Source organism: Hwanghaeella grinnelliae, assembly GCF_004005845.1.
Taxonomy (GTDB): Bacteria; Pseudomonadota; Alphaproteobacteria; order UBA8366; family Aestuariispiraceae; genus Hwanghaeella; species Hwanghaeella grinnelliae.
The window spans coordinates 730,518-756,112 of the sequence record NZ_SADE01000003.1 but is presented as its reverse complement, the minus strand read 5'-3'; the positions used below and the strand labels follow the sequence as shown (position 1 = coordinate 756,112).

Sequence of the window (25,595 nt, the reverse complement as noted above, 5' to 3'; positions counted from 1 at the left end):
TCCTTTCGGTCAGGAAATGCCGGCCATACGCGCGGCAGCGAGTAACGCGCCGACGGCGATGGCCAGTCCATAGGGAAGTTCGCGGGTGACGACGACCTGAACATCCAGGCCGCCGCGTGCCAGGGCGAGCCGCACCGGGGCTTCGAAGCGCCACAGGATGGCCATGGCGCCACCTGCCAAAGCGGTTTGAAACAGGAAGGGCAGGATTTGTTCCGATCCCATCCAAAGGGCGCAGACAGCGAGGAGCTTCGCGTCGCCGCCGCCCAGAAAGCCGCGGGAAAAGGCGGCAATGCCTAGGACCAGGATGATGAAAGCCGTTATAAAGGGATAAAGAAAATCCCCGGTCATGAAGATCGCATAAGGGACCCAAAGGGCTGCGATGATCAGACATAGAGTATTGGGGATCAGGCGGTGTTTAATATCAGTGAAGGCGGCGGCGGCGACCATAATGGCAAAGGTGCCGAGGAAGAAGATTTCCGGATGTGCCGCCTGGATGTTCATGGTCTTCGTCTTGAAACTTTCTAGCCGGCCGACCGGCGCTCCAGGCTGCAAGGTGAGGTGCGGATGGCGAGGGGAGAAGTCCGCTTTCTCAATCCCTGCAACGCTGGAGCGCAGCAACCGGATTATTGCGCGTTGGCCTTATTCGGTCGCCGGCGGGTTTACAGCCGTGTCGAGCGTGTTGGAGACGTTTGTGAAAATCGCCTCGAGCGAGTCGCCCATCAGGCCCAGTGCACCGATGGCGGCGACGGAAACGAGCGCGGCGATAAGGCCATACTCGATGGCGGTGGCGCCGGATTCATCTTTGAAAAACGAAATCAACTTGTTGCGCGTGATCATTGTGGTGACCTCCTCTTGCTAGCGCTGCGACGAAGCTGTGCTGTGCCCCGTCGTGATGGCTGCAGAGAACGGCCAAATTAGTTTTCCCTCAATGAGTATCGTTCGGGATTATCGCTGCAATTCCGCAAAATTGAGGAAACTAAAATTATCGATAAAAACCAAACGGTTGAAAGAATCTTCCACCGATTGGACCTGTGTCAAAAGCAACGCGAAAGCGCCTAAAATTCGACCTAAATACTGCGGCGCGCGTAACGCGGTAGCGCAAATCGGATAAGCGCTTGTCCAGACTTGTCTTTTTTATCATTGTAGGGATATGCGTATCTAGATGCCGTCATCGGCTATCCGACAAAATCAACCAATAATCTGGAGTCCGGGATGAGGAAACCTGCCGTTTTGGTGGTGGGCCAGTTGCCGCCAAAAATCATGCAAGCGTTGGAAGACGCCTATGTTTTACACCGCTACTGGACCTTCGAGGACAAGAAAAAAGGACTCGCGGCGGTTGCGGATTCGATCCGCGGGATCGCGACAACCGGCCATTATGGTGCGTCGAGGGAGATGATATTTGCCCTTCGGAACCTGGAAATCATCTCAAGTTTTGGGGTTGGGACGGATGCGATCGACATTCCTGCGGCCACGGAACGGGGTGTGCCGGTGACCAATACCCCCGATGTTTTGACCGACGATGTCGCGAATACCGCCGTCATGATGCTGCTTGCCGTCTCTCGAGACCTTGTCCAGGCCGACCGTTATGTCCGCGCCGGCAAATGGGTCAGCGACGGCAATATGCCGCTGACCCGTGCGGTTAGGGGCAAGACAGTGGGAATCATCGGTCTTGGCCGGATCGGGGCGGATATCGCCCGCAAGCTGGATGTCTTCGGGGTGACTGTTGTCTGGCACGGTCCGCGCCCGAAACCCGGCGTTTCCTACCGGTATTACGAAGATGTGGTCCAAATGGCCGCTGATGCGGATTATCTGGTCGTCGCTTGCCCGGGTGGGGAATCCACCCATCACATCGTCAATGCGGACGTGTTGAAGGCATTGGGCCCGGAAGGGTCGCTGATCAATATCTCTCGCGGGTCCTGCGTGGACGAGGATGCTGTCGTCGCCGCGATGGCCGCAGGGACAATCGGTTGGGCCGGCCTGGATGTTTTCGCCAACGAACCCCAGGTTCCGGCGGCCTTGATCGACTCTGAGCGTACCCTGCTGTTGCCTCATGTGGGTAGCGCGACGGAAGAAACGCGCGCGGCGATGGGGAACCTCGTGATTGAGAACCTGGCGCTTCATTTCGCCGGGAAGCCGCTCGCCACCCAAGTGAACGCGCTGTGACATTGGGCCGCCGATGATGTCCGGAATCGAATTCAGTACCGAGCCGGTTCCGGATAGTCAGGAAATCGCCGCCCTGTACCTGGCGAATGGATGGAGTTCCGGGCAGAAGCCGGATCTGGTGCGCAAGGCTTTGGAGAACAGCGACGGTCTGGTCTTGGCGCGCCATCGGGGGCAGCTGATCGGCCTCGTATATGCCCTGTCGGACGGCCATCTGGTCGTCTACTACCCGCATCTGATCGTCCATCCCGACTATCAGGGCAAGGGCGTGGGTAAAGCGCTGATGGAAAGAATCATGCAGCGCTACGGGGATATCCACCAGCAGGTCCTGATCGCCGACGATCATGCGGAACCGTTTTACCGGAAGCTGGGCTTCACCTTCGCGGACGGCACGAAACCGATGTGGATCTACGACCGCGCGGCGGACGGGGCGGGCTGAGCCACACGCGCCCCGTACCTTTTCGCGGCAGGTTGCCTATCTAACGTCCTCCGGCGACCTTCAACACCGTGCCTGTCACATAGGATGCCTGTTCGGACATCAGGTACAAGACGGCGTCGGCCACTTCCTCGGCGGTTCCCGCACGGCCGATGGGAACGGACGATCCCAAGCGCGCGATTCTGTCCGGGATGCCGGCAGAAGCATGGATTTCCGTATCGATCAGACCGGGCGCCACTGCGTTGACGCGGATACCTTCGCCCGCCAACTCGCGGGAAAGGCCCAGGGTCAGTACATCGATCGACCCTTTACTTGTCGCGTACCAGACAAAGTCGTTGGGGCTACCGATCCATACGGAGGCCGAGGAAAGGTTGACGATATTGCCGCCCTTGCCGCCCCGGCTGGTCATCATCCGGGCTGCGCCTTCGCGTGCGGTCAACAAGGCGCCTGTGACGTTGAGGTCGATGACGCGTTCGATCATCTCCGGGTCCGCATCGACCAGCTTGCTCGAAACACCTGTGATGCCGGCATTGGTCACGACCGCGTCCAGACGGCCGAAGGCTTCGTCACTGGCCTTGAACACGGTTTCAACGCCTTCCTGTTTCGCGACGTCGGCTTGAACCGTAATGGCCTTGGCCCCGGCGGCTTCGCATGTGGCGGAGGTCTGCTTTGCGGCCTCCGCATTGCCGGCATAGTTTATGACAACATCGTATCCGGCCTCTGCGGCCTTGATCGCGATGGCGGCGCCGATGCCGCGTCCGGCGCCTGTGACGATAATGACAGGTCTGTCGCCCATTGTTCTCTCCCCCTTATTCTGCGGTTTCGGTCAATGCCTTCAGCACTGCCAGCAGGCGTTTGTCGCGGATCGATGCCAGTTCCTTGACGGTCTTGCCGCCGGTTTCCTCGGCGACCCCCGCGATCAACAGCTTTTTTACCTCGTCATTGAAACTGGGCGAGCCCAGATCGGCCCACCAACTGGCGGTCGGCGGCCCCAGATGTTCGACGAAATTCTCCATGCCGCCTTCGCCGCCGGCCAGATGGAATGTCAGATTCGGCCCCATCAGGGCCCAGCGGATACCGGGTCCATAGGCGATGGCCGCATCGACATCCGCGACGCTGGCGACGCCTTCCAGGGCAAGGTGTATCGCCTCGCGCCAAATCGCGGCCTGCATCCGGTTGGCCACATGGCCGGGCACTTCCTTGAACAGCTTGATCGCCTTCTTGCCGATGGCGTTGTAGAAATCGACAGTCCAGTCGACAACCGCCGGGTCGGTCTTGGCACCGCCAAGAACTTCCACCAAGGGGATCAGATGCGGCGGGTTGAAGGGATGACCAAGGACGAACCGTTCCGGATGCTGCGTGTCTTTTTGCAGGTCGCTCATCAACAGGCCGGAGGTCGATGTGGAGATCACGACCTCGGGCCGGACCGCCGGTTCGAAATCCTTATACAGCGCCAATTTGACGTCCAGACGTTCCGGGGCGCTTTCCTGAATGAAATCGGCGGGTTCGGCGGCAGCAGCGGCGGTGCTTTCCACCGTCAGCTTGTCGGGGGACGCGCCATCGACGACAACGCCCAAGGCTTCTAGGGCCGGCCAGGCATTCTCCACGAAAGTGCGGATCTTCTTGTCCGCCCCATCAGCCGGATCCCAGGCATGGACGGCGCGGCCGGTTGCCAGGAAATAGGCGGCCCAACTGGCGCCGATGGTGCCTGCGCCGATAATGCCGATTGTTTTGATATCGTCTGCGGATGACCCGATCATCTCACTCCCCATAGCGGTTTTTTTTGAATTTCGGGCGAGAGAATAGCAGAGCCTTCGAACAGCGCCAGATCGACGGTTAGAATAGATCTGTTTCCCGTCTCAAGCTGGTGCCTTCCGGCCCAGCAAAACCAACCCGCCACCAACGATGATCACGGCACCGATTATGGTCTGCTCGCTCGGGACTTCGCCAAAGGCCAGGAAACCCAACCCACTGGCGAAGATCAGCCATGTATAGGTGAAGGGCGCCAGAAAGGCCGCATCGGCCAGCCGGTAGCTCAAGATGAAGCAAAGCTGGCCGGTCATCGCCAAGGGCCCCAGTGCGAACATCAAGGCCAGATCCGACCACGGGCTCGCTTCCCATAGGAGCACGGCCGGAACCATCCAAATCAGCCCAGAGAATGCGCTGACATAGAGCAGGACGCCATAAGCTTTTTCCCGCACCGACAGGCGTTTGATCATTACCGCCTCCCCGGCGATCAAGACCGCCCCGCCTAAGGCGGCGGCCATGCCCCAGGGAGAGAAGGCAAACAGACCGGAAAGGTCCGATGTGCCATCGCCGGGCGCAAGTACGATGATCAATGCACCGGTCAGGCAGATGCCGGCCCCGGTCCAACCCCGACGCGTGACGCGTTCGCCCAGGAGGGGCGCGGCGAGAACCATCAGGAATACGATTTCTGTCAGGCTCAAGGCGGTCGCGGCGGCGACGGGCATCAGCGCGGGCGCATAGATCGCCAACAACCCGCCCGAAGATCCGAAAGCAGCACGGACCAAATGTGAGGAAGGCTTTGGGCTGCGCCAATGCCGCGTGAAGGACAGATTCATGGCGCGGAGCGTTCCGAGAATCACCAGGGCGCTTACATATCGGACGAAAAGGATTTGGATTGGAGAGTATTGACCGTCCAGGATTTTGGCCGAGGCAAAAACCGGCGTATAGACGGCCGCGCCCAGGACGAACAAAGCGGCCCCGATCAAAATACTGCGTCTGTCCATGTACAAGTTCCAACGCTGACATTCACAGGGGATGTAACCCCCTGGAAGCGGTGAGGCGAGTTGGCAAAAGGCTATAGCCGCTATCCACTTGTGAATTGTGATATCGAAAATTATCATTCGAAAATGAATTGGGGTGATCTTCAGATACTGCATGCGCTGAGCCAAAGCGGCAGCATGTCCACGGCCGCGCGGTCCCTTGGCATCAGCCAACCGACCGCAAGCCGTCGCCTGCGCGCGATTGAGGATTCATTGGGCGCGCGCCTTTTCGACCGGCTGCCGTCGGGCTTGGAACCGACGGAAGCGGGAAAGCGGTTTCTGCCCCTTCTGTCTGAAATGGATAGCGCCGCCGCTGCTGTGGGCCGGGTGACGCCGTCAGTCGGTGGTCCCGTCACAGGGCGTGTCCGCATCTCGCTGGACGAGGTGGCCGCGCAGCTGGTCATTGCCTGGCTTCCCGAAATTCGTGCCCGCGCACCCGGCGTTCAATTGGAATTGCTGGCCGCGCATGACTTCGCCAATCTGACAAAGCGGGAAGTGGAACTGCTGATCAGGTCCTGCTTGCCGCGGGAACAGCATTTGATCGCCCGCAAACTCGGGTCCATCGCCTATGGGTTATACGGTGCCGCTGATCGTCCGGCACGGGTAGGAATACACACCGAAAGCTGGATCGGATTGACTGAGCACCGCCTTTGGTATCCGCGCCAGAAGGCCTGGTTGGAAAAGCATTTCCCAGCCGATCCCATCCTGTCCGTCAACGACATGGCCTCCATGCAGGCCGCTATCCGTCAAGGTGTGGGCCAGGGTTTGCTGCCCTGTGCCCTGGGTGATGCCGACCCTGACCTGCAGCGCATACAGGATGCGGACCCGGCGCTCAGTGAAATGGAATACCTTCTGATTCATCGCGATGTGCTTCGCGAACCGGCCGTGCGTGCCGCGGTCGATGCGATCGTCGCGGTCTTTCAGGAGAACTCGGCGCAACTGCTCGGAACGCCGGTCGCCCAAGCGGCGGAATGAGGGGCGCGCGGAGTAAGAAGACTGCCCGATAGCCGTGCAGGCTTTAAAGCCGAAAACCCCAGTTCCGCGCCGGGTCGATTTCCGGTTCCAGCCGTTGCAGCGGTCGGGCGGAATCCGGTTTCTCGCATTCCAGGAAAACACCGCTGCCCATTTCCGCGTGCAGCGATCCATCTTCGACGACAATGCGTCCGCGGCTGACAACCAGTTCCGGCCAACCGGTAATGGTCCGGCCTTCATAGGGGGTATAACCGACCGCATCGTGCAGCATGTCATAGGTCACGGTCACTTCCCGGTCCGGGTCCCAGATGGCGAAATCCGCATCGGCGCCGACAGCGATCGTCCCCTTGCGTGGGAACAGACCATAGAGCTTGGCGGCATTGGCGGCGGTCAGCGCGACGAATTCATTCAGCGTAATCCGTCCTTTCTTCACCCCTTCGGAGAACAACAGCGGCAAACGCAGTTCCAACCCGGGCACGCCGTTGGCGATTTGTTTGAAATGTGCGTTGGGGCCATGTTTCAGTTTCGCCGTCTCATCGAAGCGATAGGGGGCGTGGTCCGAAGAGAAAACCTGGAAGGTTCCGTTCTTCAATCCGCGCCATATGGCTTCCTGCGCTTGTGCATCTCGTGGCGGCGGACTGCAGCAGAACATGGCCCCGTCCATCCCGTCTCGGTCCAAATCCTGCGCCGTCAGGAATAGATATTGCGGACAGGTCTCGCCGTAGATCTTCAACCCTTCGGTCTGGGCTTTACGGATCGCGTCAGTCGCTTCCTGGGCCGAGACATGAACGATCAACAGGGGAGCGTCGATCAGTTTCGCCAGTTGTATGGCGCGGCTGGTTGCTTCACCTTCGGCAATCCGGGCATGGGCGACAGCATGGTATTTCGGTGCGCGATGGCCCTGCTCCAACAAACGATCCGCCAGCCAGCGGATGACGTCGTGATTTTCCGCATGAACCATGACCAGCGCCCCCAGACGGCGGGCTTCCTCAAGCACTGTCATCATCTGATAGTCGTCGAGCTTCAAGGCGTCATAGGTCATGTAGACCTTGAAGGATGTGATGCCGTCCTCGATCAAAGCGGGCAGTTCCTGGCCCATGACCTCCGGTGTCGGGTCGGAAATGATCAGGTGGAAGGCATAGTCGATGACGGCCTTGGGGCCTGCGCAGAGGTGATAAGCGTCGACGACCTCACGCAGGGACTGGCCGCGGGCTTGCGCCGCGAAGGGGATCACCGTCGTCGTGCCGCCGAAACAGGCCGACACCGTGCCGGTGTAGAAATCGTCCGCGGTCATGACGCCGCTGGAAGAAGCTTGTTCGATATGGCAGTGGCTGTCGACGCCGCCGGGCAGGACCAGCTTGCCCGATGCGTCCAATTCGCGTTTGCCGGTGCCCAGGTCTTCGGCCATGGCGACGATGCGTCCGTCGCGCACCCCCACATCGCAGTGGATGATGTCGCTTGCGGTGGCGATGGTACCGTTCCGAACCACAAGATCGAAGTTTTCCGCCATCGCACCCTCCCCATAGCGCCGCCCTGCGGCTAGTCTTGCGAAGAGTGCAGGAGCATCGCGCCAGCGGCAAGGGCTGCGAAGATACGGGATGACGTTGGGGGGTATGAATGGATTTCTACGATACCGAGGATGCATTGGGACTGGCGCAGCGCGTCAAGTCGGGCGAGGTCACGGCAGCAGAATTGCTTGACGAGGCGGCTCGGCGGATCGCCGCCGTGAACCCCACGATCAATGCGGTGACCGTGGATGGCATCGACTTTGGGCGCAAAGCCATTGCCGACGGTCTGCCCGATGGTCCCTTTACCGGTGTCCCTTTCCTGTTGAAGGACCTTGGCGCTGTCTGTCCTGGCCTGCCCGTGACGAACGGCACACGGTTCAATCCGCCCGGAGAACCGCCGGTGGATGATGAGGTTGTGCGCCGGTTCAAGGCCGCCGGTCTTGTCATCGCGGGGCGGACCAACTCGCCCGAATGGGGGCTGACGACCACGACCGAGCCCGTGCGCAATGGGCCAACCCTAAATCCTTGGAACCCGGACTATTCTCCCGGCGGGTCCAGCGGCGGCGCCGCGGCGGCGATTGCGTCGGGCATTGTGCCTGCGGCCCATGGCAGCGACGGCGGTGGGTCGATCCGGGTGCCGGCCTCGAACTGTGGCCTTTTCGGTCTCAAACCCTCGCGAGGCCGGGTCAGTTCCGGTCCCTATTCTGGCGATGGATGGAGCGGTTTCGCGACCAACGGTGTCCTCTCCCGCTCCGTTCGGGACAGCGCCGCGCTGCTCGATATCCTTCAAGGCCCTGCGCCGGGGGATCCCTATGGCGCACCGACGCGCGCCAGGCCATTCTTGGCGGAAGTGGGAAAATCGCCGGGGGCGCTGAAAATCGCGATGACGGATCAACCGTTCAGCGGAACCGCGAAGAACACGCTTCTGTCGCAGAATGTTGAAGATGCCGCCCGCCTTTGTGAAACGCTGGGGCACAAAGTCGTTCCCTTCGCCTTGGATATCGATGGTGAGGAATTCACAAACGCGGTCATAACCATCATCAATGTTCACACCGCGGCAATGGTCGATTGGTTGGAAGACTTGCACGGCCGCAAGGCCGGGCCGGACGATCTTGAGACCTGTACCCTTGTCTTCGCCGATATGGGGCGTGCAACGACCGCTGTCGACTTTCAGAATGCGATTGAAAGCCTCCACGCGCTGGGACGGAAAATTGGCCAGCTGTTCAACGACATTGATGTCATCCTGTCACCGACCCAGGGGATTGAAACGCCGAAATTGGGCGTCCTGGACATGATGCAGCCGGCCGAAAACTATTTGAAACCGATCGCGCAATCCGTCGGCTATACAGCCTTTTACAACGCTCTCGGCAATCCCGCGATGTCGGTGCCGTTGCACTGGTCGGCGGATGGCCTGCCGCAGGGAACCCAGTTTGCGGCGGCATATGGCAATGACGCATTGCTGTTCCGTTTGGCCGCTCAGCTGGAGGAGGCCCGCCCCTGGGCCGGCAAACGCCCGCCGATTCGGGCCTGAGCCCTTACTCCGCCGCTTGGCGGGAGACGGTTTCAGACTGTGCCAGCAGCACCCGGCCCAGCGCCATGCTCGCGGCGGCCTGTGTCGGATCGACGACGGGGATGCCAGCTTCCCGTTCCAGGTCCGCCCGCAGGTAAGCCATCCCGGCGCAGCCCAAAACCAGAACATCGGCGCCGTCTTTATCGCGGAGGTCCCTGGCGACGGCGACCATGCGCTCGAAGACCCGCGCCCGGTCGGCCAACTCGACGACGCCCAGGCCCAAGGCACGGTCGCCAGCCATCCGGTCCCACAAGCCCATTTGGCGCACTGCCCGCAGATGGCGCGGGATGGAGCCGGGCAGGATGGAGACGACACCGAAGCGTTCGCCCATAGTGCAGGCGGTCAGCAGCCCGCATTCGGAAATGCCGAGCACCGGTTTGTCCGTCACCTCCCGCGCGGAATGCATGCCGGGGTCGCTATAACAGGCGATGACATAAGCATCGGCGGGTTCGCGTTTTATCAGGTTGCATAGCGGACCGATGACGCCATCGACATGTTGCTGGCTTTCGATCCCGGGTGGCCCTTCGGCCAGGGTTACGCAATCGATCCGCGGGCCGCCCGGGACAGTCAGTCCCGCCACGGCTGTGGCGATGCCGTCGGTGACGGCCTGCGTGCTGTTCGGATTGATGATCAGAATGCGGGCGTTCATCGATTGATCTTTCTCATCACTCTCTTGTCACTCTTTGGGCGGCGTGACGCCGGCCTGTTCGGTGATGATCTTATAGTGTTCCGGACGGCGGTGGGCGGCGAAATTGAAGATGGTGCTTTTACCGAAATTGCAGAGGTCGAGATCGCAATCGGCGACAATCAACTCGTCTTCCACGGTGCTGGCCAGGGCGACGATCTCACCCTGCGGGGAAACGATGCAGGACCCACCCATCAATTCATGCCCGTCTTCCACACCCGCCTTCGCAACGGCGACTGCCCAGGTGGCGTTCTGGTACGCACCGGCCTGGATACTCAAGTGATTGTGGAACATGCGCTGATGCGGCGGCTCCATACCGCCATGTTGGTTTCCGGTCGGCGTGTTGTAGCCCAACATGACCAGTTCGACGCCCCGCATCCCCAGGCTGCGCCAGGTCTCCGGCCAGCGCCGGTCGTTGCAGATGCACATGCCCATGACGCCATCCATGGACCGCCAGACGGGAAAGCCCAGATCGCCGGGCTCGAAATACCGTTTTTCCAAATGCTGCCGGGTCAGGCTGTCGTCGAATTCCTTGTGACCCGGCAGATGCACCTTCCGGTATTTGCCCACGATGCTGCCCGTCTGGTCGACCAGGACCGCCGTATTGTAGCGATGCAGCGTGCCGCCCTGATCGTCCAATTCCGCGTATCCCAGATAGAAGCCGACCCCCAGTTCGCGGGCGCGGTCGAACAGGGGCTGCGTCTCCGCTGACGGCATTTCCCGCTCGAAATAGACATCCATTTCCGCGATGTCGTCGGCATACCAGCGCGGGAAAAAGGTCGTCAGCGCCAGTTCGGGAAAGACGACGAGCGAGCAACCGCGGCGATGCGCTTTTTCCAGCAGGTCGATCAACCGGCGGACGACGTCCGTGCGTGACTCCGCACGTTGAATCGGCCCCAGTTGCGCCCCGCCGACGGTGATTTTTCTCGGCACTCTCTTCCCTCCCTATTGTCGGAGGGAAGTTTAGGCAGGCTGAGACGTGCCGCCAAGCCGAAGTGCGCGTCGCTGCAGGTCAGACGATTCAGTGCTTCCGTTTATGAGCGCGGTGCAGGTATCCAAGGCCGAGGATCCCGGCGATGTACATCCAAGCCGCTGCCGGCAAAGGCACGGTCGAGACGGGACCATCGCCGCCGACGGCACTCAATTCGAATGAAAATGCCGAAACTGGCGCGTTGGTTCCTGCGGAAGAACCGTCTTCGACAACGAAAAAGAGGATCCCGGTTCCCACGTCGTCCGAGACACCGTCCGTCGGCTCGAACCGTCTGAGTTCGTCGAAGAAAAACGTGAATGTCGGCTGGATGAGCGTCACGCCGGAGAAGAAAGTCTGTTCGTTCGTGGAATAGAGATTGTCACCGTCCAGATCGTCGAATTCCAAAACGAAATCGGTGTAGGCCGGGACGACGGACGTCGCCTCGATCCTGAACAGCGCCGCCTGTGCCGATGCGGGAACGAGTATGGCGCAGACCAGCGCGATCACTGATAGGTTTTTGAACATTCGTGGCCTCCATTCGGAACATTGTCGCAATAGCCACGAGATACCAAATCGCCACGTTTTCAGATAGATGACGCAGGGCAACGAGTCGTTGCCGCACGGTTAATCAACGCGTTTTCGGCTTGTGTTCGGGGAGCCAGGTCGGCCGTTTCTGGCTCGGAATATGTTCCCAGCCCAAACCCTGCGCGGCCTCCGCCGCGGCCTGGACCTGACTTAAATGCCCTTGCATGAGGCGGCCCAGGTCGGTCAAGTGGGTCAACCGTCTTTCCCGACGGAACAGCTGACCGCCGAGTTCGTCTTCCAACTTCTAGATGGCGCCCGTCGGCTTGCCCTTCGACACTGCATCGACGAAGGCGCGCGGATCAGGCGGCGCGGCGGCCGCGCAAAAGGCACAGGCCTGCGACCGCCCCGATCAGGAAGAACGCCGTCGCGGGCAGCGGCACGGCGGTTACCTCTTGCAAATCGATTCTGCCGATCTGAACGAACTGCCTGATCCCGCTGACAGTGTGGGTAAGTGTATAGGGCGTGTCCGGTAGGAACACCGGGATCGTTCCCATGTCGACGGGCATCTCGCCAAACCCCTCGAGGTTGACCGGGCCGGATGTGCCGTTCACACCCGAAAGCTGCAAGAACGAACCGGTCACGTCGTCATCAAGGTTTGTGACCCTGAAGGAGGTGATTATGACCGGGACCGAAAAGGTCAGATCGACCGAAAAGACGATATTGGTCAGGGGATCGTCCCCAAAAAAAACGCCGTTCCTGTCAACAATGCCGCCCCCGAGATTATTGGAAGTCTGAAGATTGCTGAACGTGATCGAGACCGGGCCGCCCTCGTTGTCAAAGACGACTTCGCCGTTTTCCAGAAAGCCATTTTCGAAAAAATCGTCCTGCCCGCCATCTGCGAAACTGAAAGTAGTGAGGTTGATGGTCGCGGCGAGGGCAGCCTTGCCCGACAGGAGCATCGCCAGACCGAGAATGGCGGCGGCGAATATCTGCTTAGTTCTCAATTTTTCCCCCAGACAGACATGTGCCACAGAACGTCGTCGCAAAAAGCCGAGCCCCAGAACACCCGCCAGATACAGCCAGACAGCGGCCATGGAAAAGGCGACGATCTTTGACGTCGCCTCGATCCGGAAGATTGCGGCATCCGCCGCCGTGTGGAACGTAAGCAGGAAACCCAGGACGAGCCCGAGGGTGAATTTGATCGACGATGTCGATTTGACCATGTGATTCCTCCGCTAGGCCCCAACCATCCGATGGACGACTCTCTAGCAGGGCAACCGTCCCCAGGCCATTTAGCGCCGGGCAACGACATCGATACTTATGGGCAATGTCGATCCCAAACCGTTGGATTGGGGGGGAGGTTTGCGGCGGCCTCACGGCGGGTGGGCCGCCCTGCTTCACCGGGATGTTACCGCGACGCCCCCGTGATCGGCGGGATGTGGTCCCAGTCGAGCGTGGCGGCCGTCTCCAGCGCCAGCGATACCGGGCCGGAATGCCGGCGGCCTGCCTTGGTGACGATACTAACCGTGCGGGTCACTTCCGGCTCCACGATGGGTCGCGTCTCGATCCCCGGGATCAGCGCCAGGTGTTCCGGCAGCAGGGTCATGCCGAGGCCCGCGGCCACCATGGTCTGGACCCAATCCTCCCGCTCCGTCGCATAGCGGACCTTCACCTTCTGATATGGTTTGGCGATTCCCAGTTTCATGAAATTGGACGGAAATTCGCAATGCATCCGTTTCACATAATCCTCCCCCTCCAGTTCCCGCAGCGGGACGGCATTCATTTCGCCATAGCGGTGGCCTATCGGAAAGGCGACGAGGTAGGGTTCGACATAGAGGGGCTTCGCCCTGAACAGGTCCGGATAGTCGGGCAGCGTCATAATCGCGATGTCGATGTCGCCGCGATTCAGCGCCTCCCCGATATCCGCACAGTGGCTTTCCCAGATCTCCAGGTCGAGGTCCGGCGCTGCCTTCCTGAGCGCCTTCAGATAGGCAACGAGGCGGGGCGCCGACATGGTGGCAATCACGCCCATCTTCAACTGGGTTTCGCCGGTCGAGTAACGGTCGGCTTCTTCTTGCGCGGCCTCAGCCGCGGCCTGGACATGGCTCAAATGCCCTTGCATGAGGCGGCCCAGGTCGGTCAAGTGGGTCAACCGTCTTTCCCGACGGAACAACTGACCGCCGAGTTCGTCTTCCAATTTCTTGATGGCGCGCGTCAGCGCCGGGGTGGTGACGCCACAGACTTCCGCCGCGCGGGTAAAGTTCAAGGTTTCGCACGCCGCCAAAAAATACCGGATCTCGTTGAATTCCAAAGCACACCCCCAAGTGGTCGATGCGGGGGAACGTTACCGCTCGCCATTCAACAGTCAACGGGGCTCGGGGAGCCATTCAGCTAAATGTGATCTATCCATTGGCCGCTTCGTCGATCGCCTCGATCAAAACGGCTTGATCGCCGATATGGTTCGCCAAAAGAAGGATTAGCCGGCTGTTCAGCGCGGCACTTTGTTCGTCGTCCAGGTTGCGATGGGCGGCGATCAGACGCTCGTAGAAACCGTCCGGGTCGGGAATGTTCGGCTCTGTGATCAGTCGGGATTTGCCGGGCATGTCTGTTGTCATGGCGTTACTTCCCAATCGCGCGATTCAGGGCGGCCTCGATTTTTTCAGATGTCGCTTGCCGCCAACGCGCCGCGACATGCTGATCCGGGCGGATAAGGTATGCTGTGCCGGGTTCGCGGTCGAAACGTTTTCCGACAAGGCCGTCGGGATCCGACAGGGTTTCGAAGCCATCAATCCGATTTCCGCCGACGGCAAGACAGTTGACCGACGGGTCGAGCATGCGGGCGTCTTTCGCCAGGGCCGCCATATCGGCTGAAGGGTCGAAAATAAGCAGAGTGAACTTCCCCCCCAGGCGGTGCAGCAGCCAATCGGGCTGCTCACCCATCACGACTGGTGCGTCCGGGCAGGGCGCACCAGGGGGCGGTCCGCCGGAAAAACCGTCGTTGTCGGGCGTGTTGAGTGGGGAACCGGTCAGCACCGCCGGCAGCGACAAACGTCCGCTGTTCACCATTTGGCGGGCGAAGGGATGCTTGCGGGCCAGGGTCAATGCGGCATCGCGGAACCGGCGGCTGGCCGTGTTCTTCGGTGTGATGAAGTCGGTGGATCGGGTTGAGTTGAGGATGTTTTCGTCCCCCGCATGAACACGTTCGGTATCATACGTGTCGAGCAGGGATTCCGGCGCCTTGCCCGCCAGGACGAGGTCCAGTTTCCAAATCAGATTGTCTGTGTCCTGAATACCGCCATTGCCCCCGCGCGCGCCGAAAGGGGAAACTTGATGGGCGCTGTCACCGACGAAGAGCACGCGGTTGTGCCGGAACTTTTCCAACCGGCGACATTGGAAGGTATAGACGCTGACCCACTCCAGATCGAAATCCGCGTCCTCCCCCAACATGCGTTTCAGGCGCGGGATGACTTTTTCGGGTTTCTTTTCCTCTTCCGGATCGGCGTCCCAGCCCAATTGCAGGTCGATGCGCCATACATCGTCCGCCTGCTTGTGCAGTAGGGCCGATTGACCGGGATTGAACGGGGGGTCGAACCAGAACCATCGTTCCGTTGGGAAATTCGCCCGCATGATCACATCCGCGATCAGGAAGCGGTCCTCGAAAACCTGCCCTTTGAAGTCCAGCCCCATCTGCCGGCGGATGCCACTGCGCGCGCCGTCCGCTGCCAGCACGTAATCCGCTTCGAGTTTATAGGTTCCCTCCGGCGTTTCGACGTCCAGGACAACACTGTTGCCCTTGTCTTCGATTGCGACGGCCTTGCTCTGCCAACGCAGGTCGATCATCTCCGAAGCCTCCGCCGCTTTCACAGCGAACAGCTCGAAATAGTATTGCTGCAAATTTACAAAAGCGGGGTATTGATGCCCCGCTTCAGGCAGCAAGTCGAAATTGTACAGGTTCTCATCGCCGGCGAAGACACGTCCATTCTTCCAGGTGATACCCTTTTCAAGAACCGGGGCCCCGATGCCGAGGCGGTCGCAGATTTCGAGAGTTCGTTTTGACCAGCAGATTGCGCGCGACCCTACGGAAACGGTATTCGCCGCGTTCAACACAACGCATTTCCGCCCGTGCTTCGCCAAGTCCAGGGCGGCGCAAAGGCCGACCGGACCACCCCCCACGATAACGATTTCATGCTTGGTGGGCGTATCCGCCGTCAGATCGGGGATAGTCCGGAACGGGTATTGTGGATAGTCGAAACTTTTCAGCACGGCGCACCACCCGATTTTCGGGGTGTGGAAGGGCTAGGTCGGCGGTGCCGGCGGCTTATGCCGCCGACTGATCCCGCTCCAGAGCCAGCCACATTTCCCGATCACGATCGGCGGTCCAGATTTGCGGATGTTCCTGGCCGCTCGCTTCCTGATAGGCGCGGGTAACGTCGAACGGCATGCAGTGATCGAAAATCACCCACTGGCCGTATTTCGGCCGCATGATGTCCATCGTTTCCTTATAGGTCGCGGTCAGGTCCTTGCCGTCGGCGACACATTTCTTAACCGTTTCGAACAAATCGCTGAGGAAGTCGCGCGTACCGCCGACGCCGGCTTTGACTTCATCCGCGGTCTTCAGCGCTTCGCCGCGGCCGGGGATCATCTTCTCCGCACCCAGCGCCATCAGGTTGTCCAGCGTGGTCGGCCAATCGCTCAAATAAGCGTCGCCGGTATAGGGCGTTGCGCCGTATTCGACCATGTCGCCGGCGAAGCAGACCTTGCAGTCGGGAATCCAGGCGACGATATCGCCCTTGGTGTGGCTGCGGCCAAGATGCAGCAACTGCACCTCGCGCTTGCCCATCCAGAGCGACATCTTCTTCTCGAATGTAATGGTCGGCCAGGTCAGGCCCGGCACCGTCTCGACCTGATCGAACAGGCGGGGAAAACGGCCGACCTCACTGTCGAAGTCCTGTTGGCCGCGCTCAACCACGTTGTCGTAGGTCAGTTGGCTGGCGATGATCGCCTCGGCGCCGTAGGCGGATGCGCCCATCACACGAACGGCATGATAGTGGCTCAACACAACATATTTGATCGGCTTGTCGGTAACGCCCCGTATGCAGTCGATCAGCTTCTGCGCCTGGATCGGCGTCGCTTGCGCGTCCATGACCAGCACACCGTCGTCGCCGACGATCACGCCCGAATTCGGATCGCCTTCGGCAGTGTAGGCATAGACGTTTTCGGCGATTTCCTCGAAAGTGATCTTCTTTTCTTCGAGGTCGGCAGTGGAGGCGAAATTGGCCATGGCTTGTGTCCTTCCCTGATTGTGCGGGCCCTGATTGTGTGGACCCTGGCTGTCCGAGCGTGTCGTTGAGGCGGGAATGGACCCGCCCCCGACCGAACCGCCCTTGGGCGCTGATGCGCTTGACCTTGACCAAAGTTAATAGTTTCATCTGAAACTAATGTCCAGAAGGGGATTGCTGAATGTCGGTCAGAAAGAAATTGCGCGATAGTGCGCAATCGGACGCCCTGTGTCTGGAAGAATTTCTGCCATATCGGTTTTCCGTTTTGACCAACCGGATCAGCCGGCACCTCGCCAAGGCTTACGAAAAGCAGTTCGGCATCACCATTCCCGAATGGCGGGTCATCGCGAACCTGGCGCGCTTCGCGCCGATGACCGCCAGCGACGTCGCGGATAAGAGCAGCATGGACAAGGTGAAGGTCAGCCGTGCGATTTCCAGACTGCTGAAAGCAGGTTTGATCGCGCGGGATACGGATGTGACGGACAAGCGCCGCGGGCAGCTTCGGTTGAGCAAGGCGGGCGAGGATGTGTTCGAAGAGATCGCTCCTCTGGCGCTTGGCTGGGAGGCGGACCTGCTTGCGCCGCTGTCTGGAGAAGAACGCCGAACGCTGAACGACATCATGAACAAGATCCAAACCGTGCTGGATGACGCCGGCGCTTGATCGTGCGCCAATGGTTTAGGCGCACCTTGGGCCTGCATGTCGCGCTTTCAAGTAGGGAAATGCTTGACGGCGGCGCTGGTTTGAAAAATAGTTGCAAATGAAACTAAATGAGCGGTGACCAAAAAAACGCGCCGCCGAGACTGGGAGGAGAAGCAGATGCGCTTCATGAAAAGCGCCCTGGCGGGGGCTGTTTTTGCCGCTGGTATGACATTGGGTATGACGGGTGGACTGGCAACAGCCGGCGCCCAGACGATTGAGCTGAAGCTCGCTCATTTCTTGCCGACCATCAATGGGATGCATTCAGACTTCCTGGAGCCTTGGGCGCGGGAATTGGAAAAGCGCACCAACGGTAAGGTCAAGGTTACGATCTATCCGGCGGGCACCCAGCTCGGCAATATCGCTAAACTCTATGACAGTGTGCGCTCGGGCGTGGTCGACATCGCCCATGGCCTGCGCGGCATTCCGCGCGGCCGTTTCCCGCGCACGGAAATCATCGAATTGCCGTTCATGACGGGCAGCGCCGATGCGGCCAGTCGCGCCCTTTGGGCGGTGTATCCGAAATATTTGAAGGATGAATATCCTGGCGTGAAGGTTCTGGGTCTGCACGCCCATAACGGTGGTCTGATCCACACCCGCGACAAGCAGGTCGTGACGATGGGCGACTTGAAAGGGCTCCGTATTCGCTTCCCCAGTGCGCCGATCAAGTCGATGTTGGAGAGCCTCGGTGCCGTGCCGCAGGGGCTGCCGCCGGGCAAGGTATACGAGAACACGCAGAAGGGTGTGATCGACGGGACCGTCTTCCCATGGGATCCGATGAATTCCTTCAAGCTGTCGGAAGTGATGAACCACCACCTGGACATGGGCGGGATTTACACGGTCTCGTTCTGGTTCGCGATGAACGAGAAGAAATACAACAGCCTTCCCGCCGATGTCCGCCAAGCCATCGACGATATTTCAGGTGACAATCTGGTCGGTAAGTTCGGTCCCTGGTGGGACAAATGGGATAGCTGGGGCATCGAAAAGGTGAAAGCCAAGGGATCGACCATCACCAAGCTCGGCCCGGAAGAAGCCGCCCGTTGGAAAGAGGCGACCACACCGATCGTCGAGGAATGGCTCGCCAATATGGAAGCCAACGGCATTTCTGACGCCCGCGAGATTTATGACGCCATGAAAGCGGAAATCGCGAAGGTCGAAGGCAACTAAGTTTAACAGCCGGTATCGCCGCCTTCCTCAACTGCCGGAAAGTCGGGCGTGGGGAGGGCGGCTGACTTTTTGGGCTTCTTGTGGAAGGCGACATGGGCGCGACCGTTTATCGGGCATTTCATTCGGTTACCCGTTGGCTTGCTTATGCCGGGGTGATCAGTCTAATGATCGCGATGGGCATCACCATCGTGGACATTGTGCTCAGGACCGCGTCCCGCGCCGTCAATCTGGTGGCCGATACGATTGGGATCGAACCTGTCGGTTGGGCGATTCAAGGCGTTGTCGAACTGGTGCAATTATTCATCATGGGCGTCGCCTTCGCCGTTCTGCCATTTGCTTTCATGCAAGCCAGCCATGTTTCGGTCGACCTCGTCACCGCGAAACTCTCCGCGCGGGTTCAATCCTTTCTACGGGTGGTTTCGGCTGTCATCGCCGTGTGGTTCCTGGTGCTGATCTTCCGTCATGGGTGGGAGCAGATGTTGAACCAGATTGAATACGGCGATGTCTCCATGACTTTGGCCATTCCTTATTCCTGGTTCTGGGCGCCCCTTTTGACGGGGATATTCATGTCGATTGCGGCGACCGTATTGCTGGTCCTGGCGAACGCGGCATACGCGGTGACCGGTCGCGGTGGCGATCTGTTGACGCCGCATCACTCCGCGCCGGTCGAGTAACGCCATGTCTGATCCTGTTATCGGCCTCCTCGGGTTTTTGGCGACGCTGGGCTTGATCGCGTTCGGTGTGCCGGTCGCCATTGCCATGGGGGTCGTGGGGGCCGTCGGGTTCGGCATCCTGAACGGATGGGACGCGGTGGGCTTCATCATGGGCGGCGCGCCCTTTGAAGCGACTTTCCCCTACACGCTTTCCGTTGTGCCTCTGTTCTTGATGATGGGCGTCTTCGCCGCCCATGCCGGTTTGTCCGGCAGCCTGTACCAGGGGGTGAATGCCTTCGTGGGCCATATGCGCGGCGGGTTGGCGATGGCGTCCATCGGGGCTTGCGCCGGATTTGGGGCGATCTGTGGGTCCAGCCTGGCGACAGCGGCAACGATGTGCCGCGTCGCGCTGCCGGAGATGCGCCGTCATGGCTATGACGACAGTTTGGCCGCGGCCTCCATCGCGGCGGGCGGGACACTGGGCGTCTTGATTCCGCCGTCGATCCTGCTGGTGATCTATGCACTGCTGACGGAACAATCGATCGGTGCCCTGTTCGCGGCGGCGCTGATTCCCGGCGTTGTCGGCACTTTGCTGTATATGGCGGCGGTTTGGTTTCAGGTGCGGCGCAATCCGACACTCGGCCCTGCGGGAAAACGCCATAGCTGGGGCGAGCGTTTCACCACATTGCGCGCGATCTGGCCGGTCATACTCCTGTTCGTGGTCGTAATCGGTGGTATTTATCTCGGTTTCTTCTCGCCGACCGAAGCCGCCGCAGTCGGTGCGTTCGGAGCCTTGGTCCTGGCTTGGGGGCGCGGGGCACTCACGCGCGGGGTGCTGCGCCAGTGCTTCCAGGAAACGGCGGAAATCACCGGCATGATCTTCCTGATCCTGATTGGTTCCGCTGTCTTCAACTATTTCATCGAAACCGCGGGCCTGCCGCAGTTGCTGGTCGGTCAGGTCGAGGCGCTCGGCCTGCCGCCCTTGGCGGTCATGCTGCTGATCATGGTGTTCTACATCGTGCTCGGCTGTTTCATGGACGCCTTGAGCATGATCCTGCTGACCGTCCCCTTCGTGGTGCCCATGGTCGCCACCTTGGGGTTCGACCTTGTCTGGTTCGGCGTCATTATCGTGACGGTCGCCGAGCTTGGCCTGATAACCCCGCCCGTGGGCATGAACTTGTTCGTCATCCAGGGCGTCGCGAGCGATCTGCGCATTCAGACCATCGTCAAGGGCGTCGTGCCATTCCTGGCGGCTGATATTGTCCGTTTGGCGATTCTCATCGCCTTTCCCGCGATCGTGCTTTGGTTGCCTCGGTTGGTCGGTTTCTAGCGCGCGGCGGCCATGCGGCCGTCGCTGTCAGCGATCTCTTCGAGTGTCTGGGATTTCATCCCTAGTCGCTCCAGCAGTTCCTTATCGTGCTCGGCCCCGGCATTAGGGGTGGTCAACAGTTTCTCACCAAAGAAAATCGAATTCGCCCCGGCGAGGAAACACAATGCCTGTAAGGCGTCATCCATCCCGCTTCGACCTGCCGAGAGCCGGACATAAGATTTCGGCATCAGGATTCGGGCGACAGCGACGGCGCGGACGAAGTCGAACGGGTCGACATCCGCAGCCCCTTCCAGCGGTGTGCCTTGCGCTTTGACCAGAAGGTTAATCGGAACGCTTTCCGGGTGGTGGGGCAGATTCGCTAGTTCCATCAGCAGCTTGGCACGGTCTTCCTCTTCCTCGCCAAGTCCCAGAATGCCGCCGCAACAGACGTTGATGCCGGAATCACGAACCAGCGTCAGCGTGTCCAAGCGGTCCTGAAAACTGCGCGTCGTGATGATCTTTTCGTAGTGTTCGCGGGAGGTGTCGAGGTTGTGATTGTAGTAGTCGAGCCCGACCTCCTTCAGTGCGGCGACCTGATCCCGATCCAACGCCCCGAGAGTGACGCAGGATTCCATGCCGAGTTCCTTGACGCCACGGACCATTTCCAGGACCAGTGGGAAATCTCTGGCGTTTGGCCGTTTCCAGGCCGCCCCCATGCAAAACCGTGATGCGCCACGCTCTTTGGCGGCGCGGGCCTCGTTCAAAACCCGGTCCAGTTCGGCTAGGCGCTCCTTCTCCAGACCCGTCTCGTAGTGGGCGCTTTGCGGGCAGTAGGCGCAATCTTCGGGGCATCCGCCTGTCTTGATCGACATTAGGGAGCTCAATTGCACTTCGTTTGGATCGAAAGCTGCCCGGTGTACGGCCTGGGCTTGATGGATCAAGTCCATGAAGGGAAGGGCGAAGAGTTCCTGAACCTCGGAAAGGCTCCAATCGTGTCGGCACACGGGGGAAATCATTGTCTGCGACCACCTTCGGACTGGTTGAAGAGTGCAAAGGATGTATGTCGTTCTACCGAATGCTGCTAGGAAATTTTGCTGCTTTGCACAAAAAACTGACGGACAGGCTTCAGGGCAGGGCTTGCCGGATTGGGCCGCATGCGCCAATAACGATGGTATGGGGATCAATCGGTCGAGCCTGCCGTGAACGACAATCACAACGACCCGTCGACACCGTTGCTTGAATTGCGCGGTATCAGGAAGGCGTTTCCCGGCGTCGTCGCCAACGACGACGTGTCCCTTTCTATCAAACATTCGGAAATTCATGCCCTTCTGGGTGAAAACGGGGCCGGCAAATCGACCCTGGTCAAAATCATCTACGGGGTCCTGCGTCCGGATCAGGGCGACCTGCTGTGGCAGGGAAAGCCGGTAGACCTCGCCGGGCCGTCCGCGGCTAGGGACCTCGGCATTGGCATGGTGTTTCAGCATTTCTCGCTGTTCGAGGCACTCAGTGTCGCGGAGAATATCGAACTGGCGCTACCGTCGAAGGGTGAGGGCGGTTTCGACCGCGCTGAATTGCCGGACCGGATATCGGAAGTCTCGGCGCAGTATGGATTGCCGCTCGACCCGCGTCGGACCGTGCTCGACCTGTCGGTTGGCGAAAGGCAGCGGATCGAAATCGTCCGGTGCCTGCTTCAGGACCCGAAGCTTTTGATCATGGACGAGCCGACATCGGTGCTGACGCCGCAGGAAGTCGGCCGGTTGTTCGAGACGTTGCGGCGGTTGGCGTCCGAAGGGTGTGCGATCCTATATATCAGTCACAAGCTGCAGGAAATCCGCGACCTTTGCGAAACCGCCACGATCCTGCGTGGCGGCAAAGTCGTGGCGACTTGTGACCCGCGGCAGCAATCGGTGCAGAGCCTGGCCAATATGATGATTGGTGAAACGCCGCTGAAGCCGGAACGGCCGGCGGGCAGGGTTTTGGAAAAGAGCAACCGGTTGGAAGTGCGCGGCTTGTCGCTCCCGGCTCAGAAGGCCTTTGGCACGGCGTTGAAGGATATCAGTTTCTCCGTCCGCGGTGGCGAGGTCCTTGGCCTTGCGGGCGTCGCTGGGAATGGTCAGCCGGAATTGATGACCGCGCTGATCGGCGAGGTTTTGACTTATCCGGAAGCGGTTCGGATTGATGGCCAGCCGGTCGGCCGGCTTGGCCCCCGCCGACGCAGGGAAGCCGGTGCATGCTTCGTCCCGGAAGAGCGGAACGGCCACGCAACCGCACCTGACATGCCGTTGGCCGACAACGGTTTGCTCAGCGCCGACCGGCGCATGGGTTTGACACGTGGTGGATGGATTCTGTCCCGGGCCCGGGACCGTTTCGCCGGTGAGGTGATCCAGCGCTTCTCGGTCAAGGCAAGCGGTATAGGCGCGGCGGCGAAAAGCCTGTCGGGCGGCAATTTGCAGAAGTTCTCGGTCGGCCGTGAAATTGCGCAAAACCCAGGTGTCCTTGTTATCAACCAGCCGACCTGGGGCGTGGATGCGGGATCCGCCGCGGCGATCCAGGAAGCGATCCTGGCGTTGGCGGCGGAAGGGGCGGCGGTCGTCGTCATTTCGCAGGACCTCGACGAATTGTTCGCGATCGCGGACCGGATTGCCGTGATGTCGGAGGGCAAGCTCTCGCGCCCCAAACCGATCGGGGAGGTCACGATCGAGGAAATCGGCCTCTTGATGGGTGGCATCCAAGGCGAAAAAACGGGGGCCACCGTATGATCCGTTTGGAATCGAAAGGCGAACCGTCCCGTCTGTTTTCCTATCTTTCGCCGGTTCTGGCGATGGTTCTCACAGTCGGCACCGGTGCGTTGCTATTCGAATTGATGGGCAAGCCGGCCGGGCCGTCGCTCTACGCCTATTTCATCCAGCCTTTCACGACCCTTTACGGGGCATCCGAACTGGGCGTGAAGGCGACACCGCTGATTCTGATCGGTCTAGGCCTCTCCGTCGGTTTCCGTGCGAATGTTTGGAACATTGGGGCGGAAGGGCAACTGACCCTTGGCGCTATCGCCGGCGGGGCGCTGGCACTTGCCTTTTATGAGGTCGAAACACCGTTGCTGCTGCCCGCAATGATGATCGCAGGTGTGTTGGGCGGCATGGCTTGGGCCGCGATTCCCGCTTTTTTGCGCGTGAAGTTCAACGCGAATGAAATTCTTGTCAGCCTGATGCTGACTTATGTGGCTCTGCTGCTGTTGAGCTATCTGGTGCATGGGCCGCTGCGCGACCCCGACGGGTTCAATTTTCCGGAATCGCGGCTGTTTCATGACTCCGCGACGATGCCGACGCTGATTTCCGGTACGCGGCTACATTGGGGCGCAGTGCTCGCCGTGTTGGCGGCTGGTGCGATCTGGCTGATGTTGTCGCGGTCGATGTTGGGTTTTCAGTTAAAGATTTTGGGCGATGCGCCGCGCGCCGCCCGGTTCGCGGGATATCGCGAGCCGAAACTCGTTTGGTTCAGCTTGCTGCTTAGCGGCGGTTTAGCCGGGTTGGCGGGCGCCCTGGAAGTGTCGGGCACGGTCGGGCAATTGATACCGACGATTTCGCCCGGCTACGGTTTCACGGCCATCATCGTGGCGTTTCTGGGGCGGCTGCATCCGGTGGGCGTGGTGATCGGCGGGCTGACCATGGCGCTCACCTATATCGGCGGTGAAACGGCCCAGATCGAGATTGGCCTTCCGGCGGCCGTGACTGGTCTGTTTCAGGGCGTGTTGCTGTTCTATCTGCTCGCCTGCGACGTGTTGATCAATTATCGGCTGCGCTTCGGGCGCCGCCTGGCAATCGGGTGAGGCGAGACGGATGGATGCCCTGACCCTTCTACTGCTCTCCGTGATGACCGCCGCCACGCCATTGCTGCTGGCGGCGCTGGGCGAATTGATTACCGAGAAATCCGGAGTCCTCAACCTCGGTGTCGAGGGCATGATGATCGTCGGTGCTGTCTGTGCCTTCGCAGTTTCCGTCTCCACCGGGAATGCCGCCGCGGGGATCGCGGCCGGTGCCGTGGCGGGGGCGGCCATGGCCTTGATCTTCGGATTTCTCACCCTCACGATGCTCGCCAATCAGGTGGCAACGGGTCTGGCATTGACGATCTTCGGGATCGGATTGAGTGCCTTGATCGGCAAGGGCTATGTGGGAATCGCCGTTGCGCCGCTGGCCAAGCTGCACATTCCGCTCTTGAGCGACATTCCTTTGCTGGGGCCAATCTTGTTCGGGCAGGATGCGCTGGTCTACCTGTCGCTGCTGTCGGTTCTGGCGGTCTACTGGTTCATGAAGCGCACCCGGGCGGGGTTGGTGCTGCGGGCAGTCGGGGACAGTCACGAAGCAGCCCATGCGATTGGTTATTCGGTAATCCGTATCCGGTATCTAGCCGTTCTTTTCGGCGGGGCGATGGCGGGCTTGGCCGGGGCATATCTGTCTCTCGCCTATACCCCGCTTTGGGCCGAGAACATGACCGCCGGTCGGGGCTGGATCGCATTGGCGCTGGTGGTTTTCTCCACGTGGCGACCGGGGCGTTTGCTGGCCGGCGCCTATCTGTTCGGCGGGATCACGATTCTACAGCTTCATGCCCAAAGTGCCGGCTGGGGTGTGCCCTCGCAGATCATGTCGATGCTGCCCTATCTGGCGACAATCCTTGTTCTTGTCATCATTTCCGGTGATCGCGCGAAGATTCGGTTGAATGCGCCTGCCTGCCTTGGCAAGGTTTTCCATCCGGCACAATGATCCGTCAGGACAGGCCGGTCCCCCTTTTGGCATGCTCCCTGTGTCGTATGGAAACGGAATGGGGCGTGACGCCAACAACGCGGCAGGGTGGCGCGCGGGCGGCTTTATATCGGTTTGCTTT

26 protein-coding genes are annotated in these 25,595 nt (G+C 60.2%); 11 read left to right on the top strand and 15 right to left on the bottom strand.

The features are described 5' to 3' along the window. Positions 1 to 9 precede the first annotated feature (9 nt). Positions 10 to 501 carry an A24 family peptidase gene (locus EOI86_RS20455; RefSeq protein ID WP_127767511.1) on the bottom strand — a complete coding sequence of 164 codons (492 nt, stop codon included), beginning with the start codon at positions 499 to 501 and terminating at the stop codon, positions 10 to 12. Positions 502 to 639: 138 nt separating this feature from the next. Continuing rightward, complete coding sequence (locus tag EOI86_RS20450) at positions 640 to 837, bottom strand: Flp family type IVb pilin (RefSeq protein WP_127767510.1); 198 nt, start codon at positions 835 to 837, stop codon at positions 640 to 642. A gap of 375 nt (positions 838 to 1,212) precedes the next feature. Between EOI86_RS20450 and EOI86_RS20445 the strand changes: the two genes are divergently transcribed. Further along, a complete protein-coding gene (locus tag EOI86_RS20445; RefSeq protein ID WP_127767509.1) occupies positions 1,213 to 2,163 on the top strand; it encodes a 2-hydroxyacid dehydrogenase in 951 nt (316 codons plus the stop codon). Positions 2,164 to 2,176: 13 nt separating this feature from the next. Next, positions 2,177 to 2,599, top strand: a complete 423-nt coding sequence (locus EOI86_RS20440) for a GNAT family N-acetyltransferase (protein ID WP_205032271.1) — start codon at positions 2,177 to 2,179, stop codon at positions 2,597 to 2,599. A gap of 40 nt (positions 2,600 to 2,639) precedes the next feature. Here the strand turns inward: EOI86_RS20440 and EOI86_RS20435 are convergent, their stop codons facing one another. From EOI86_RS20435 to EOI86_RS20425, 3 genes are all read right to left on the bottom strand, one after another. Then, positions 2,640 to 3,392 carry an SDR family oxidoreductase gene (locus tag EOI86_RS20435; RefSeq protein ID WP_127767508.1) on the bottom strand — a complete coding sequence of 251 codons (753 nt, stop codon included), beginning with the start codon at positions 3,390 to 3,392 and terminating at the stop codon, positions 2,640 to 2,642. Between the two features lie 13 nt (positions 3,393 to 3,405). Beyond that, positions 3,406 to 4,356, bottom strand: coding sequence for a 3-hydroxyacyl-CoA dehydrogenase NAD-binding domain-containing protein (locus EOI86_RS20430; RefSeq protein WP_127767507.1), 951 nt, complete (start codon positions 4,354 to 4,356; stop codon positions 3,406 to 3,408). A gap of 99 nt (positions 4,357 to 4,455) precedes the next feature. After that, complete coding sequence (locus EOI86_RS20425) at positions 4,456 to 5,346, bottom strand: DMT family transporter (RefSeq protein WP_161973925.1); 891 nt, start codon at positions 5,344 to 5,346, stop codon at positions 4,456 to 4,458. A 123-nt stretch (positions 5,347 to 5,469) separates the two neighbouring features. On the opposite strand from EOI86_RS20425, the gene EOI86_RS20420 reads away from it, so the two are divergent. Continuing rightward, entirely contained in the window at positions 5,470 to 6,357 is an 888-nt protein-coding gene (locus EOI86_RS20420) for a LysR family transcriptional regulator (RefSeq protein ID WP_127767505.1), read from the top strand. A gap of 43 nt (positions 6,358 to 6,400) precedes the next feature. On the opposite strand, the gene hydA is transcribed toward EOI86_RS20420, so the two are convergent. Beyond that, complete coding sequence (hydA, locus tag EOI86_RS20415) at positions 6,401 to 7,864, bottom strand: dihydropyrimidinase (protein WP_127767504.1); 1,464 nt, start codon at positions 7,862 to 7,864, stop codon at positions 6,401 to 6,403. Positions 7,865 to 7,971: 107 nt separating this feature from the next. Between hydA and EOI86_RS20410 the strand changes: the two genes are divergently transcribed. Beyond that, on the top strand, positions 7,972 to 9,393 hold the full coding sequence (locus EOI86_RS20410) for an amidase (protein ID WP_127767503.1): 1,422 nt from the start codon (positions 7,972 to 7,974) through the stop codon (positions 9,391 to 9,393). Positions 9,394 to 9,397: 4 nt separating this feature from the next. Here the strand turns inward: EOI86_RS20410 and EOI86_RS20405 are convergent, their stop codons facing one another. From EOI86_RS20405 to EOI86_RS20365, 8 genes are all read right to left on the bottom strand, one after another. Further along, positions 9,398 to 10,081: an aspartate/glutamate racemase family protein gene (locus EOI86_RS20405; protein WP_127767502.1), complete on the bottom strand. Its 684-nt coding sequence runs from the start codon at positions 10,079 to 10,081 to the stop codon at positions 9,398 to 9,400. Positions 10,082 to 10,108: 27 nt separating this feature from the next. Further along, positions 10,109 to 11,050, bottom strand: coding sequence for an N-carbamoyl-D-amino-acid hydrolase (locus EOI86_RS20400; protein ID WP_127767501.1), 942 nt, complete (start codon positions 11,048 to 11,050; stop codon positions 10,109 to 10,111). Between the two features lie 88 nt (positions 11,051 to 11,138). Next, on the bottom strand, positions 11,139 to 11,612 hold the full coding sequence (locus tag EOI86_RS20395; RefSeq protein ID WP_127767500.1) for a VPLPA-CTERM sorting domain-containing protein: 474 nt from the start codon (positions 11,610 to 11,612) through the stop codon (positions 11,139 to 11,141). A gap of 359 nt (positions 11,613 to 11,971) precedes the next feature. Beyond that, the gene (locus tag EOI86_RS20385; RefSeq protein WP_127767499.1) at positions 11,972 to 12,835 is read right to left on the bottom strand and encodes a VPLPA-CTERM sorting domain-containing protein; all 864 of its coding nucleotides are present in this window, start codon (positions 12,833 to 12,835) and stop codon (positions 11,972 to 11,974) included. Positions 12,836 to 13,020: 185 nt separating this feature from the next. Further along, positions 13,021 to 13,923 (bottom strand): LysR family transcriptional regulator, encoded by a 903-nt coding sequence (locus tag EOI86_RS20380; RefSeq protein WP_127767498.1) that lies wholly within the window; start codon positions 13,921 to 13,923, stop codon positions 13,021 to 13,023. A 91-nt stretch (positions 13,924 to 14,014) separates the two neighbouring features. Continuing rightward, complete coding sequence (locus EOI86_RS20375) at positions 14,015 to 14,227, bottom strand: DUF2783 domain-containing protein (protein ID WP_240035751.1); 213 nt, start codon at positions 14,225 to 14,227, stop codon at positions 14,015 to 14,017. A 4-nt stretch (positions 14,228 to 14,231) separates the two neighbouring features. Beyond that, positions 14,232 to 15,875, bottom strand: coding sequence for an FAD-dependent oxidoreductase (locus tag EOI86_RS20370; protein ID WP_127767497.1), 1,644 nt, complete (start codon positions 15,873 to 15,875; stop codon positions 14,232 to 14,234). Positions 15,876 to 15,930: 55 nt separating this feature from the next. Continuing rightward, the gene (locus EOI86_RS20365) at positions 15,931 to 16,893 is read right to left on the bottom strand and encodes an MBL fold metallo-hydrolase (protein ID WP_127767496.1); all 963 of its coding nucleotides are present in this window, start codon (positions 16,891 to 16,893) and stop codon (positions 15,931 to 15,933) included. 179 nt (positions 16,894 to 17,072) lie between these two features. Here EOI86_RS20365 and EOI86_RS20360 point away from each other — a divergent pair, with 179 nt between their 5' ends. The 4 genes from EOI86_RS20360 (at position 17,073) to EOI86_RS20345 (ending at position 20,738) form a co-directional block, all read left to right on the top strand. Further along, positions 17,073 to 17,552 (top strand): MarR family winged helix-turn-helix transcriptional regulator, encoded by a 480-nt coding sequence (locus EOI86_RS20360; RefSeq protein ID WP_127767495.1) that lies wholly within the window; start codon positions 17,073 to 17,075, stop codon positions 17,550 to 17,552. 156 nt (positions 17,553 to 17,708) lie between these two features. Further along, positions 17,709 to 18,755 (top strand): TRAP transporter substrate-binding protein, encoded by a 1,047-nt coding sequence (locus EOI86_RS20355; RefSeq protein ID WP_240035750.1) that lies wholly within the window; start codon positions 17,709 to 17,711, stop codon positions 18,753 to 18,755. 92 nt (positions 18,756 to 18,847) lie between these two features. Beyond that, entirely contained in the window at positions 18,848 to 19,429 is a 582-nt protein-coding gene (locus EOI86_RS20350; RefSeq protein ID WP_127767494.1) for a TRAP transporter small permease, read from the top strand. Positions 19,430 to 19,433: 4 nt separating this feature from the next. After that, on the top strand, positions 19,434 to 20,738 hold the full coding sequence (locus EOI86_RS20345; RefSeq protein WP_127767493.1) for a TRAP transporter large permease: 1,305 nt from the start codon (positions 19,434 to 19,436) through the stop codon (positions 20,736 to 20,738). Here EOI86_RS20345 and bioB read toward each other — a convergent pair. Continuing rightward, the gene (gene bioB, locus EOI86_RS20340) at positions 20,735 to 21,733 is read right to left on the bottom strand and encodes a biotin synthase BioB (protein ID WP_127767492.1); all 999 of its coding nucleotides are present in this window, start codon (positions 21,731 to 21,733) and stop codon (positions 20,735 to 20,737) included. The genes EOI86_RS20345 and bioB overlap by 4 nt on opposite strands. 183 nt (positions 21,734 to 21,916) lie before the next feature. On the opposite strand from bioB, the gene EOI86_RS20335 reads away from it, so the two are divergent. Genes EOI86_RS20335 through EOI86_RS20325 form a run of 3 tightly spaced genes read left to right on the top strand, consistent with a single transcriptional unit; the run spans position 21,917 to position 25,474 of the window. Further along, positions 21,917 to 23,476: an ABC transporter ATP-binding protein gene (locus tag EOI86_RS20335; RefSeq protein WP_240035749.1), complete on the top strand. Its 1,560-nt coding sequence runs from the start codon at positions 21,917 to 21,919 to the stop codon at positions 23,474 to 23,476. Next, entirely contained in the window at positions 23,473 to 24,543 is a 1,071-nt protein-coding gene (locus EOI86_RS20330; RefSeq protein WP_127767491.1) for an ABC transporter permease, read from the top strand. Before EOI86_RS20335 ends, EOI86_RS20330 begins: the two co-directional genes overlap by 4 nt. A gap of 10 nt (positions 24,544 to 24,553) precedes the next feature. Continuing rightward, positions 24,554 to 25,474 (top strand): ABC transporter permease, encoded by a 921-nt coding sequence (locus tag EOI86_RS20325; RefSeq protein ID WP_127767490.1) that lies wholly within the window; start codon positions 24,554 to 24,556, stop codon positions 25,472 to 25,474. The last annotated feature ends 121 nt before the right edge of the window (positions 25,475 to 25,595 follow it).